This window comes from Stenotrophomonas sp. CCNWLW162 (assembly GCF_037203745.1).
Lineage (GTDB): Bacteria > Pseudomonadota > Gammaproteobacteria > Xanthomonadales > Xanthomonadaceae > Stenotrophomonas > Stenotrophomonas maltophilia_AQ.
Window position 1 is genome coordinate 1 of the sequence record NZ_JBBCBL010000010.1, and the last position, 13,284, is coordinate 13,284.

At 59.8% G+C, this 13,284-nt stretch carries 11 protein-coding genes; 3 read left to right on the forward strand and 8 right to left on the reverse strand.

What is annotated here, in order from left to right; all coding sequences use genetic code 11:
- Nucleotides 1-304: 304 nt before the first annotated feature.
- Nucleotides 305-538, forward strand: a complete 234-nt coding sequence (locus tag V9K93_RS19200; RefSeq protein WP_136639446.1) for a hypothetical protein — start codon at nucleotides 305-307, stop codon at nucleotides 536-538.
- 49 nt (nucleotides 539-587) lie between these two features.
- Here the strand turns inward: V9K93_RS19200 and V9K93_RS19205 are convergent, their stop codons facing one another.
- Both V9K93_RS19205 and V9K93_RS19210 read right to left on the reverse strand, forming a co-directional pair.
- Nucleotides 588-1,325, reverse strand: coding sequence for a hypothetical protein (locus tag V9K93_RS19205; protein WP_337303045.1), 738 nt, complete (start codon nucleotides 1,323-1,325; stop codon nucleotides 588-590).
- Between the two features lie 98 nt (nucleotides 1,326-1,423).
- Entirely contained in the window at nucleotides 1,424-2,263 is an 840-nt protein-coding gene (locus tag V9K93_RS19210; RefSeq protein ID WP_337303046.1) for a type 1 glutamine amidotransferase domain-containing protein, read from the reverse strand.
- Between the two features lie 96 nt (nucleotides 2,264-2,359).
- Here V9K93_RS19210 and V9K93_RS19215 point away from each other — a divergent pair, with 96 nt between their 5' ends.
- On the forward strand, nucleotides 2,360-3,277 hold the full coding sequence (locus V9K93_RS19215) for a LysR family transcriptional regulator (RefSeq protein WP_337303047.1): 918 nt from the start codon (nucleotides 2,360-2,362) through the stop codon (nucleotides 3,275-3,277).
- Nucleotides 3,278-3,823: 546 nt separating this feature from the next.
- Nucleotides 3,824-4,180 carry a hypothetical protein gene (locus V9K93_RS19220; protein ID WP_337303048.1) on the forward strand — a complete coding sequence of 119 codons (357 nt, stop codon included), beginning with the start codon at nucleotides 3,824-3,826 and terminating at the stop codon, nucleotides 4,178-4,180.
- A 171-nt stretch (nucleotides 4,181-4,351) separates the two neighbouring features.
- Here the strand turns inward: V9K93_RS19220 and dsr1 are convergent, their stop codons facing one another.
- From dsr1 to guaA, 6 genes are all read right to left on the reverse strand, one after another.
- Nucleotides 4,352-8,182 carry an anti-phage defense-associated sirtuin Dsr1 gene (dsr1, locus tag V9K93_RS19225; RefSeq protein WP_337303049.1) on the reverse strand — a complete coding sequence of 1,277 codons (3,831 nt, stop codon included), beginning with the start codon at nucleotides 8,180-8,182 and terminating at the stop codon, nucleotides 4,352-4,354.
- Between the two features lie 425 nt (nucleotides 8,183-8,607).
- On the reverse strand, nucleotides 8,608-8,898 hold the full coding sequence (locus V9K93_RS19230; RefSeq protein WP_337303050.1) for a hypothetical protein: 291 nt from the start codon (nucleotides 8,896-8,898) through the stop codon (nucleotides 8,608-8,610).
- Nucleotides 8,899-9,250: 352 nt separating this feature from the next.
- Complete coding sequence (locus tag V9K93_RS19235) at nucleotides 9,251-9,919, reverse strand: hypothetical protein (protein ID WP_337303051.1); 669 nt, start codon at nucleotides 9,917-9,919, stop codon at nucleotides 9,251-9,253.
- 251 nt (nucleotides 9,920-10,170) lie between these two features.
- Entirely contained in the window at nucleotides 10,171-10,494 is a 324-nt protein-coding gene (locus V9K93_RS19240) for a hypothetical protein (RefSeq protein ID WP_337303052.1), read from the reverse strand.
- 74 nt (nucleotides 10,495-10,568) lie between these two features.
- Nucleotides 10,569-10,949 (reverse strand): hypothetical protein, encoded by a 381-nt coding sequence (locus tag V9K93_RS19245; protein WP_337303053.1) that lies wholly within the window; start codon nucleotides 10,947-10,949, stop codon nucleotides 10,569-10,571.
- A 700-nt stretch (nucleotides 10,950-11,649) separates the two neighbouring features.
- Nucleotides 11,650-13,215: a glutamine-hydrolyzing GMP synthase gene (guaA, locus tag V9K93_RS19250; protein WP_337303054.1), complete on the reverse strand. Its 1,566-nt coding sequence runs from the start codon at nucleotides 13,213-13,215 to the stop codon at nucleotides 11,650-11,652.
- Nucleotides 13,216-13,284: the final 69 nt, after the last annotated feature.

Sequence of the window (13,284 nt, forward strand, 5' to 3'; positions counted from 1 at the left end):
CTACGGCATCCGCAACAGCAAGCTGGCCAAGTCCTCCTGATCCGCCTACGGGCCGGCCCTGCGCCGGCCCGTCCGTTCATATCGGCTTATCGGAAACGGAAACCCCTTTGGACACAGCGCCTGCGCCGGGCTCGTGCGCCGCGACTGGCCTGACTTCTCAAGCTTGGAGCCGGAACCGCTGCCACTCCCCATGGGATGAGTTTGGCGACGAAGTAGTCGGACGTCACCACCGGTCCTGAGGTAGGTGGTGGCACCGATGCCGACACGCTGTGCCTTGACCGCACCTTCCACAGTAACGATGGTGATGCCGCGCCTGCCCGCCGTCATCAATGGCAAGGAGGCATTGATCCTGCTCGATACCGGTGCATCCACCCTGCTCGAGGCTTCGGGCATCAGCCTTCAGGGCTTTCCGCCAGAGGGAATGAGCCAACGACGTGCTGATGCATTCGTTGTCGTCGCTCGAACCGACACCGTTGCATACCTTCCAGCGCTGGCGAGTACGCTGCGTGCGGGTGGGAGGCCGAGAAGCAAGGCCTGAAGATCAGTAGATCCACGCCACGCGTGGATGCTTCGGCTTCAACGCCCCATCACTTCCAATGATCCGGCCCCAGGAACGGAAGGCTCAACACAAACACCGGAACCGCCACCGGCACCAACGCCGCGCCCAGCACCTTCCCGGCCGCCGTCCCAACCCCCGGCTTGTCCGTATCCTCCGGCTGGATCCGCTCTGCCCGCGCAGTGATTGACTGCGTCAGCTTCGCCTTCGCCGCCAGCGCAGCAGCATCCGGCAACTTCACTCGCTCGCCGTCACTCTCAAACAGCGCGCTGTAATAGCTGCCGCCCTTCCTGGAAAGATTGCAGTCAGGGTCGGCCGCCAGTTCGTAGCGGCTCCGGGCTTCAAGGATGTACGGTCGGCGCGTCAACTCGTCGATGGCCTTGGCCACCCGCGGGCTGATCTCCAACCGCTCCAGCTTGAACTGCGCCGCCTGTTCCGGCGTCACCTGCTCCGGCTGCAGCAGCAGCGCGTAGCTGCCATGCACCTTGGTCCTGTCGGCTGGCACGCGCCAGTCCTCACGGATGTACATCTGCGCGCAGACCACGGCCTCGCGCAGCGGGCTGTCCATCAGCGCGCGGTAATCACGGAACGGCGCCGCATCGAAGCGCATTGGCTCTTCATAGACAGGCAACAGGTACAGCTTGCCGTCGTCCGCGACGAAGGCACTGGTGATCTCGCGACTGTAATGGTGATACTCCGGCCCGCTGGCACAACCAGACAGCAGGGTCAGGCAAAGGGCGGAGAGAATGAAGAGGACGGACGTTCGCATGTCGTAGTGAATGGCTTCCCTGGGTAACCAGCCTCGCCCACAAAGACGAGACCAGTCCGCCATGGTGCCACGGCGCCGCATGCGATGCAGATCCCGCCTTACCTCAACCGCTCAACCAACCGCTGGCCCACCTCCAGCGCCGAAGCCGGGTTCTGCCCGGTAATCAGCTCGCGGTCCACCACCACATGCCCGGTCCACGGCGTGGCATTGCTGCTGAACTTCGCACCCGCCCGCTGCAACGCAGTCTGCGGGTAGAACTTCATCTCGCCACCGCCCAGCAGCGGCTTGGCCTGCTCTTCTTCCTGGTTGCTGATCACCGTCATCTGGTAGCCGCTGTAGATCCACTTCGGCGTGCCCGGCATCGCACCCGCCTCCAGCGTCGCCACGAAACCCGCAGCATCCGGCAGCGTGGACAGCAGCGCGATCGGCCCATGGCAGACCAGCGCGGTGGTCTTGTTGCGCTGGTGGAAGTCGGCCAGCAGCCGGCCCAGCGCGGGGCTCTTCAGCAGGTCCTGCATCGGCGCGTGGCCACCGGGAACGTAGACCGCATCGAAACGCGCGTAGCCCTGTTGCTCGATGCGCGCCAGGCTGACCACCGGCGAGGCGGTCGGCGAGGTCAGCGCCAGTTTCTCCAGCAGCTTCTTGTGCAGCTTCAGCTGCGCGGCGTCGTTGCCGAAGTACGCCGGCGTCACCGAGGACGCATCCACCGTCGGCGCCCGCCCCTCCGGCGTGGCGAAGGTCACCTCGTGGCCCGCGTCCAGCAGCAGCTTGACCGGCTGCATCAGCTCGTTGAGATAGAAGCCGGTGGACAGCACCTTGCCGTCCTTCAGGTCCAGGTGGTTTTCGTCGGACAGCACCACCAGCACGTTGGCGGCATGCGCGCCGCTGGCGGCCAGGGTCAGGGCCAGCGCGGCGGCCAGCCGGGTCATCAGGTTCATGGAGAGCTCCTATCGGGGAATGGCCGCCACTTTATTCATCGCCCCAGCGGCGATAAATTGGCCCCATCGCAAAACATCTGTTCCCCGGAGAGCCAAATGAGCCGCAAGTTCGACTACCTGGGCGACGTGGAGGTGTTCCTGGCGGTGGTCGAGCACGGCTCGTTCACCGCCGGCGCGGTGGCGCTGTCCACCACGCCCTCGGTGCTGAGCCGCTCGGTCACCCGTCTGGAAGCGCGGCTGGGCCGACAGCTGCTGCAGCGGACCACCCGCCGCGTGGGCCTGACCGACGCCGGGCGGCTCTACCGGGAACAGGTGCGCACCGCCTTTGGCCTGCTCGACGACGCCGAGCGCGACGTACAGGGCCAGGACGGCGCGCTGGCCGGCCGCGTGCGCCTGAGCGTGCCCACCACCTATGGCCACTACCGGCTGCCGCCCGTGCTGGCGCGCTTTGCGCAGCAGTACCCGCAGGTGCAGGTGGAACTGAACATCACCAACCGCAACGTGGACCTGGTGGCCGAAGGCTTCGACCTGGCCATCCGCCTGGGCCAGCTGCCGGATAGCGGGCTGGTGGCACGCAAGCTGGAAGACGCGCCGCTGCTGCTGGTTGCCGCGCCGGACTACCTGCAGCGCCGCGGCACGCCGCAGACGCTGGACGATCTGCAGCAGCACCTGTGCCTGCCCTTCGTGATGCCACGCACCGGGCGGCTGGCGCCTTGGATCTTCCGCGACGGCGCGCGCGACGTGGACTGGCTGCCGCGTTCTTCCATCGAGACCTCCGACGATGTGCTGGGCGTGGTGTCGCTGGCCGAACAAGGCATCGGCATCTGCCAGAGCTATGAGTTCATCGTGCGCGAGCGGTTGCAGCGTGGGCAGTTGGTGGAAGTGCTACCGCAGCTGCGTGGGAGATCGCGCCCGTTCTCGGTGATCTATGCGCCGCATCGGCGGCAGTCGGCGGCGGCGCGGGCGATGATTGAGTTGCTGGTGGGGAATGCGGCTGAGGCTGGCGTTGGTTGAGGCTGCGAGGCTTGCTAGCGGTGTCGGGTTTGAACCGATTTTCGGTCTCTGACGCTGATCCGGCGCCGCTGCTTGCCGAGGCGGACTAAGAACTGTTGCAAAGAACGACGTCGCGCAATCCGCTTGCGGCATGGGCGATTGCGCCACTTTGAGTCGCACTCAACAGTGCGGCTGCGCGAATGCGTCTGATGGCGTCGCGTGCTGCACGAATGGCGCGTGCAACAATCGGTCTTCGCTCTCGAATTCCGCGAATTCTTCGCGAATTTCAATTTGCATTCGAAGCGACGGCGTAAACACCATGACGCGCCACCGACAGCGGGTGGCCGGGCGTCCAAACCCGAGACAGAAAGTTGTTTACGCTTGCCCGTCGGCACCGCCCTTAACCGGTGCCGGCGGGCAATCCGTCGGCCTTTATGGCGGGCGGTGCGTGGGGGTCTTCGGACCCGCCGGTCTTCTGACAACTGTCTGTCCCGGTTTGGAACCCGCACCGTCCGCCACCCCGCCTACGCGGTGGCGCTGTTAAGCACAGCCAAGGAAACCGACGCCATGAGCGAATCCGAGACCTTCTCTTCGTACACCGTTGTTGAGCCCATCAACGACGACACCCCACTGCCCGACCTGAACTCCCTGCTCGGCATCCTCAAGCGCATGCGCGACTGCGAAGGCGCTGATGGGCTGCCCTGGCCGGAGAACGATGTGTCACCCGGCCGGCGCGTGAGCCTCGCCAGGACCGAACGCGCGATGGTCGGGGCACTCACGGTCCTGGAACTGCTGCACGCTGCAGACCGCTGCCGCGTGGCAGCGGATCCGGAGCGGCATTTGGATGAGGGGGTAGTGGATGGGTTGTTTCTGGCTTGCCGGGGGTTGGTTGAGTGGGCTTGCCACGAAGTCAGACCGGAGTGACGTGCTTTCCGGACCATACCTACGGCAGACTTCGTCGAGCATCACATCGAACAATGTCCGCTTCCGACTAGTAGCGGACGCCCAGAACGTTCTGTTAGGCGACGGGAAAACTCCATTCACTGCCATTGATTACCAAAACCAGCAAACTGGAGCACAGATCGCGCTCGGGGATTAACCGCGTCTGCGCGTGATTTCGCGAAGCCGCAGGTAACGTGCATCCTGCTCAAGCTCTGTCACAGCCTCTGCAATCTCATCTAAGCACTGACTTAGCTCGACCGGCACCCCTTGTGGATCGCAAATCACGGCATTCAGCAGGGTCAATGCAACGTCCGCGAAGGCTCTGCACAGGCCCGACTCGTGCAAAAGGTACAGGATATAGTCCGGGTGCTCGACCGGCTGTAGCCAATCCTGCACTGCACCTACGGCTGCCGGAAATTCGCCGCGGGCAGCAATCACCAGACGGGTCAATGAATCGGCAATGCGCGGCGTAGCAATGTCGCGAGATTTTGGCCAGACTTCATGCCAGAAAGGTTGCACACGGTTCTTCCAGTAGTCTTCACGCTGATCGGCTGCGCCTTCAAGTGCTTGCAATAGCGCTTGGGCGCATTCTTCCAAGCCTTCTTGTGGGAGCGCGCCAAACGCAGATCGGAACTCTTCAGCGGTGTATCCATCGACTGGCACCAACGCGGCGTATGTCAAGAAGGTCGCAAACTGCCGCCGATGCTCTCCCAAATCGAGGTAGTGATTTGCGCTATCCAGGAACTGCGACTTGAAGGCCATCAACAACGGTTGATACAAGCGTGGCGACCAAAGAAAACCTTCCCACAGAGCCTGCGCTTCAGCGGGATTCTCCCAGCTGAACAGCGGCAGGAGGTACTGTTCGGTCCAGGGTCGATCAACTCGAAAGATTGCAATGAGCCGTGACCCAAGCAGAACTCGACCGTGGCGGAATCGATCTACCTCCACGTCGCACAGAAGGGTAAAGATCGGCTTGATGTTCACTGCAAGCAGATCATTGTCACTTGGAGCATCTTTGAACCACAGGTTGATCAAGGCCTGCGTAGCCTGTCCGACGGGATGATTGATCGCAGCGCCGACGGGGTTATACACCTCCACTCCATCACGTATGAGGCGAGAGCCTAAATCTTCATCCAGCGGAAGCGCCAAGACGCGCCGGCAGATGCTAAGTAGGATGTCTTCATGGCAACTGATGGACTTAGAGGCAGCCTCCAACCACCACGTGATGGCGCGGCTAGTTTCCTGAAACACGGCATCAGGCATTGTCACTACTATCGGCGCGGCGTAATGCCAAGATCGCGCGACCGTCTCATCCTCGGCCCAAGTCTGAAGCGCGTCGCGCCATCGCTCAGCTGGCCACACATCTTCTCTTGCTAGATCGCCAAGGGCGAACAAGCTGTGGAAGAAGCGCGTACGGCAGACGTCACGCCACGTATCTTCGTAGAAAGGCCGCCGCTCGGGTATTGGCTTTGCTAGCCACTGCACTAGTTCCTGCCGCTTCCGGGGCGCAATGTCGACGTCCCGGGTCTCTTGGTAGTCAGGGTCACCGGTGCCGCTCATCCAATGTGAGAACTCGTCACGCTCGTTGGTGGCCAACCGCCATTGCGGATAAGAAACGGATATTTCAGCCAAACGCTCCGCCGCTGGCACACCCAGAACAAGTCCCGATGAACTCAGTTTAGCCAAGTGTAGCCAGATGGACCGAGCCGCCAACTCTTGCCAGCGCCCCGCTTCCAAGTCGTCGCGGTACATTTCACGCGGTGGACCAGCCAAGATCGCGCTTTCCAGACGCCCCTGCAACTCCCCCTCCAAGTGCCTGCCCCGCAGAACGAGTAGCCTAAATACTTCGCGCCTCGTGTTAGGCGACCACAGCCACCAAGTGTCGTTTGCCAGCAACCAGTCCACCCATTGCTCGGGCTGGACGCAGTCTTCTTCGCTTGCGGCGAAAAGAGCCAACCTCTTGAACGTTGGGTATGGCAACTCGAACCAGCCCTCGGCGTAGCGGCGCGCGCGCGCGCTATCGCTTGAGCGGACCATCAGCCACGCATCGCGCAGTAGTTCGATCAGGCTTACCCAGTCGTGGAAACCACGGTTCTGCCAGTGCGGCGTGATGGACGGCAAATCCCAGTATGAGCGGTCGCTGCGGTCGTCCGCCTCGCCCAACTCTCTCGACAAGTCCAATGCGTCACGTAGAAGTTGCTGGATATCCTCGAGCAAAACCGGCAACACAGACTTCCATGACTCGTCGGAAAGGTCGCGCAAGGTCGAGTGCACGTGATCTGCGCTCAGCACTAGCTCCCAGTCAACCAGTTGTTTGATGCGCGTGAGTTCCTGGCTGTCACTCGAATCGTCCTCGCCCCAACGAAACGGCTTCTTCAATACCACCTTCGGCGCAAGCAAATCTCGCAATTCTAGGCGCATGGTAGTGGTCAACCCCTCACGCTTTAGACGACCTTTCCATCGGTACAGATCGCCATTGCGCCAATGTGACTTCAACCGTCCACTAAGCAGGAGTCGCCACAAGGTGCGGGTCAACAAACCGGGAACAGCTTTGGGTGATTGCAAGCGAATTTCGTCGAGTTCAGAGGTATTGCCATCGCGCTCCAGCCTTGCAACGAGATCGAGCTGGTGCTCGATCAACCACTTCCAGCGGTCATGCAATTGCCCCCCGCGCTCGGCAATCCAAATGATCAGCCTCGGATCATCGAGATGTCGCACCAACCAGCGTGCGAGCTGGAACATCACATCGTCCCAATCACTATTACTCACACCGCCACTCACCAGCAACATGGAAGGGGCGCGGTCATACGCCGCGGGCCGGCGAATCAGACTGAATCGCAGCTTGCTATTTACTTCTGCCTGAGGCGGAACACGGAAGCGCGGTAGATCGATGAACGTAAAGCGCTCGTCCGACAGTGGCTCCAGAAGCCAGTCTAGTGGCGGGGCCGGATTGAGCTCCGCAAAACGCTTTGCCGGTAGACCGGACTTATCCGACAGTGCCCACAAAGTGCGCCCGATGAAGTCGTCCTGCCGAGTGCTGTCCTGAGGACGTGCAAAAGCATGTTTGACGATGATGGCTTCTTTCCCTTGAACACCATCGCGATAGGTATCAGCCCAGGCGCGCAAGGTATGGTGCAGTGCCGAATGGGGGTAGCTTCCGGCAGAGGTGGAGTAAAGGATGGGCGTTACGCCCTTGGCCTCCCACTCTATGGTTGCCCGGCGCTCCTCACCCGGTTTGCAATCGCCCAGCGCCCAAGCTTGCGGCGTAACTTCGCCCAGCATCCGATCGGCTGCCAGTGCATCCATCATGTAACGCAGCACCGGATCGTTGATGCTGTAGCCCACGAAGCACACCACGTAGTTGCGGAACAGCTCGCTTACGAACCGCGCGGCCCAGCGCTCCGTGAGGTAAGCCAGACCGAAATCGCCGCTGGTGACCACCAGCCGGTTCAATGCAGTGGCGTCCGTCCTTTCAGGCAGCAAGCCATGTAGGTAGACGAGCCCGTCCCAACGGCTGTTCTTCGGAATTGGCAGCATCGGCGCGGCGTAGGTTTGGAACGTCTGACCTGTGCGCTTGGCAGCTGCGTGAAATATGCGGTCAAAGTTTGTAGTGACCAAACGGACTGCGCCATCGCGACCGCGCGCAAGACGTAGCAGCGCCGCTTGTGTATCGATTGCTCCTTTGCGGCGAAGCTCTGGCTTGAGTGCCTCTGCCAATGCTCGACGAACGGCCAGACGCTGGCCAGGCAAGCGTCTCTCGAGCAAATCGAGGGTTGCGTCGAACTGACCTCGATCAAAGGCCTCGCGCTCAATGTCCGAGAGAGCCGTACCGTTCAGGCGGTAGATCTTTTCTACCAGCCCCTTGAAACCTGGCAGGCCAGCAGGGTAGGAAATTCCCGCGCCACAGAAGAACACCACACGACCTTCTTCGTGCGCCTGCAGGAGCGCGTCCGGGATATCAGGTCCGTCGACGATGAACTGCATTCAGAGTTATTCCTTTTGGAAACATTCTTCAACCAGAGACACCGCTCGACTCTGCGGGTCCGATGCAATTGCAAACGGTACCGCGAAGTCGCGGTAATCGGTGGCACAGGCGTAGGTCACTTCTCCGCCGGATCATGTCCACACTGCCTAACAAGCGGATGGTTGCATTTCTATCGAAACCAGCTGGACCGCGGGGCAGCTTCCGGCCAGCAGCGGTCGTTCACAGCGTCGACTCAAGTCATCCGCATCGCTGCTAGGCTTGAATGAATTGTTGAGCGCTGCCGCCGCTAGTAGACCCCTGCCGTAGGATCTATGACCAACTCCTCCTTCCAATTGGCTCTGAAGTCGAAGAGGGACATTGACACCTAACGCCTTGGTTAAGCCAAGCCGCGAAGGCGGCGTCGGCTTGAGTGTATTATTTATGGTTACACCGAATAATTGAAATATGCGCCATTGCCGTAGTCGTACAGCGCTGTTGAGTAACCATTGACTTTGCCGCTGAAATGGCTGCCAGCTCCATAGTCATAACCTTTGTACTGATTCCCACTGACCTCAAGGCTCAGGTGGTGCGAGTGTCCGTAGTCGTAGAGCTTGAAGCGGCCATCGTGGCCATTGCCCCCAAAATGCGCAGAACGACTGTAGTCATAAACCTTGACGTTTGACTCGGATATGGCACCTCCGATACTGATGTACCTACCTTGAGAGTAGTCGTACACCGAACTTGACTGTTTTCCTGAAATTAGCCGCAGTGCTACGTAAGCGACACACGCCCTAGTATCAGCTTCCATAATTTTCCCCTGTAGGCCAAACTACATAATAGACAAAAGGATCCGCAGGTCCGGCTATACGAATTACCCACGAAGCGCCGTATGGCGGGCCCTCCCCCCTTGATGCAGTGCGATCTTAGGATGGCGGGGTCCGGCTAACAAGCCGGCGAACAACCGCGGTTTGACCCCGAAATCACGAACAACTGGAAAATATCTGCAAACTTCTGATCTAGCCCCATCCTCCGCCCCCCTGGATGGCCGTACAAGCCAGGCTGCGAAGCGGCTTCGGATTGGAATAACGTTAGGTATCTCTTCGTAGTGATTTAAGCTGATCCGGTGACAATCGCTTGGTTGCACCCCAACCACGCAAATAGGTCTCAAGGATCCCCGTTGCTTCTCGGAAGCATTCCGTCACCTCAAGCCAACTGAAGTCTGGAAATTTTCGGTCTTGATCGGAGATCAAGAACTCAATTGCCCGGTCCCCGCCACTCAAATCATTGATTGAATCTGTGATATGGGAGCCGGAGAAGTGCACGTACCCGCAAAGATGCTCGTAGACATTGGGAAGCCAAGGATGCTTGTCCGTGTGGAGCTTCACCAGATGCGCATCCGTAAGACGATCCCCGGACCTAGTCTTCAACTTGTCTATCCGCCCGCCCCTTAGAACCTCCATGGAGAACTCATGGGGGTTTTCAACGTGCCACGCTGCGGAAAATCTCAGCGAAGTGTCGATATGAATTCTCAGAAGTGATCTTGCGACGACCATGTTCCAAGAATTGATGGCAGACACAAATGCACTGGTAGTACTGGCATGGCGCTTCGTAGCCGCGAAGGCTAGGAAATCCAAGGGGAACATAGGGCTCGCGGGAGGAGAAACCAGTTCGATCATGATGCGCTTTAACTGCTGCGAATCACTTGCCAGCTCCTCAAGGGACACGGTTACCTTCTTGCTGTGCGTGAGATCCGTCATGAGCTTGTTTGCGGTGCCAACGTGTGAGTTAAGCCGATCCGCGAAGCGAGTCCGGCTTGAATTTAGTTTCTAGTCGCATTGCCGTGAAGATGAAAACTGCAACCTCATTTTCTGCGAGAATCAAGATTCCAACAGACATGTCCCGGCCAGCCCACAATTCCCAGTGTCCTTTAGGGGAAAGGAACGGACATTTACAATGCAAGAATTAGGCCGTGCCACGAAATTTCTTCGACTTGAATGAATTGCCAGGCTCATACCTGATACTCCAGCGTTGCGTGACTCCGGCCGGCAGCTTTCTCTAGCAGGACAATCAGTTGGTCATTGAGCTTGATGTAGCCGGGAAGGCTGCGGCTGCCACCATTGAAGCGAATTTGATAATACTCACCATATCCCGCATTGCCATGATAGATCTCGGCCTCAAATCGCTCACCATGAGGGAGCGTAACTAAGACATGCTTGTGATCAAGCCTGAGAGAGAGCAACTCATCATGGGCGAGCTGACTCTTTGGGATGGTGATGGGATGGCCAGAAGCATGCAGAAACGACTGGTTTGCCGTGAACTCGAAGCTCGCCATATGCCCCCCCCCCCTGCGAGGCTCCAAGCCAAAAGAAAGCCGGGCCGCGACGCGGATTTGGATTGAATGAATCTTTATGCTCGGTCGTGCCTATTGGCCCAGTAGTCATGCACTTTGTTGAACTCAGATATCCAGCAAACCAACGGATCCGTAGTGTTCCTACCTAGAGATCTGGCCAACTCGAAGAACCCCGGCCCGGGCTGCATATCGCCAGACTTGTGTACGACGATAGCAGTAAGCATACCTCGACCGGCCTTGTCCTCGTCGCTGCTGATCTCCCCGAGAAGATGAAACAACCTCGCGTCATGTGGCTCTAGGCGGAGCGCACTAATCTGGCCGACGAGCTCAGAGTAGGCAATCCTGCCTTTGCGCGTCGCAACATCAACGAGAATAGCTTTTGCTTGCTGCCTAGCCGCATCCCATTGCGCACTTTCAAATCCGTAGTCGTTGAGCATCAGTCCCTCGTTAGCGCGCTACTATCCAATAACCGGCCCCTTGGTTCGGTCAAATGACCTATCCGCAAAGCAACCTGTGGTTGACCTTCCCCCTTTGTACAACTGGATCTTAGGGCAGCCATGCCCTCCTAGAATGCACTGTCGCGTGGTTCCCCCGATATGCCGTATTCAGAGCGCACCATGATTTGGGATCGTTCCTTGACGCGGATTGATCTTAGAGTCTCAATCTCCGGCCGACAACTCGGCATTTAGCATTATCCGGAGAGGCTTGACCACCGACCAAAGCTCCAGTCGACACCCGTTCGGGTCAAAAAGGGCCGCGGCCTTGCAACCAGCAACCTGGCAATTCTTTGCCGAGGAGCCGCTTACCCAGTAGCTGCTTCTCCCAAGAACCTCATCGAGAAATCGAATAAACATCAGGTCAACTATTCCGTCCAGGTGGGTCTTGGCTTGTATCTCGTCGGGAAGGTGTCGAGCTAGGAACTGGTAGAGCGCCGGGCTGAAATTGTGCGTCTTCAGATGGGTCAATTCGTCGAGCAGCGCATAGTCGATGCCCTCTCAATGCACGCGTACCAAGTCCCCCTTGCGGGCGATGGGGCCTTTGGAAGACGACCTGCCCACTATCTCCCATTCGCCTGATGAATAGATAGCGGGCACGACAAACAACAAGGGCGCCTCTCGGCGCCCTCGTTCTTTCAACTCATTCCCACTCAATGGTCGCCGGCGGCTTCCCAGAGATGTCATAGACAACCCTTGAAACCCCCCGCAACTCATTGATGATCCGGTTGCTCACCGTCCCCAGGAACTCATACGGCAGATGCGCCCAATGCGCCGTCATGAAGTCAATCGTCTCCACCGCCCGCAGCGCAATCACCCACTCATACGCGCGCGCATCACCCACCACGCCCACCGACTTCACCGGCAGGAACACGGCAAACGCCTGGCTGGTCTTGTCGTACAGATCGGCCTTGCGCAGCTCATCAATGAAGATGGCGTCGGCCTTGGCCAGCAGTTCGGCGTACTCCGGCTTCACTTCACCCAGGATACGCACACCCAGGCCCGGGCCCGGGAACGGATGGCGGTAGACCATGGTGCGCGGCAGGCCCAGCTCGACGCCCAGGCGGCGCACTTCGTCCTTGAACAGCTCGCGCAGCGGCTCCACCAGGCCCAGCTTCATGTGCTCCGGCAGGCCGCCCACGTTGTGGTGGCTCTTGATCACATGCGCCTTGCCGGTCTTGCTGCCGGCCGACTCGATCACGTCCGGGTAGATGGTGCCCTGCGCCAGCCACTTGGCGTTCTTCAGCTTGTTCGACTCTTCGTCGAAGATTTCAACGAACAGGTTGCCGATGATCTTGCGCTTGGCTTCCGGGTCGCTCACGCCTTCCAGCGCGCTGAAGTAACGGTCGGCGGCATTCACGCGCACGACCTTTACGCCCATGTGCTCGGCGAACATCGCCATCACCTGGTCGCCTTCCTGCCAGCGCAGCAGGCCGGTATCCACGAACACGCAGGTCAGCTTCTCGCCGATGGCCTTGTGCAGCAGCGCAGCCACGACGGACGAATCGACGCCGCCGGACAGGCCCAGGATCACTTCGTCATCGCCCACCTGTTCGCGCACGCGGGCGATCTGGTCGTCGATGATGTTGGCGGCGGTCCACAGGGTCTGGCAGCCGCACACATCCACCACGAAGCGGCGCAGCAGCGCCTGGCCCTGCAGGGTGTGAGTCACTTCCGGGTGGAACTGCACGCCGTACCAGCGCTTTTCTTCGTTGGCCATGGCGGCCACCGGAATGCGGTCGGTGGTGGCGGTGATGGTGAAGCCCGGCGGTGCAACGGAGACGTGGTCGCCGTGGCTCATCCAGACATTCAGCTTCGGCTCGCCGCCGTGGTCGCTCAGGCCCTTGAACAGTGCATCCGGGTTGATCACGTTCACTTCGGCGTGGCCGAACTCGCGCTGGTCAGCGGCTTCGGTGGCACCGCCCAGCTGCGCGGCCAGGGTCTGCATGCCGTAGCAGATGCCGAAGATCGGCAGGCCGCTGTCGAACACTTCCTGCGGTGCGGCCGGGGCACCCGGCAGCGTGGTCGATTCCGGGCCACCGGACAGGATGATGCCCTTGGCGCCGAAGCCGGCGATCTCGGCTGGGTTGTGGTCCCACGCCCAGATTTCGCAGTAGACGCCCAGCTCGCGGATGCGGCGGGCAATCAGCTGCGTGTACTGCGCGCCGAAATCGAGGATGAGGATCTTGTCGTTATGGATGTTGGTCATGGCGCCCCGGCAATGCAGTAGGGAAAACGAAAACGTCAGATTTTTCAGCGGCAGATGGAGAAAGAGGAA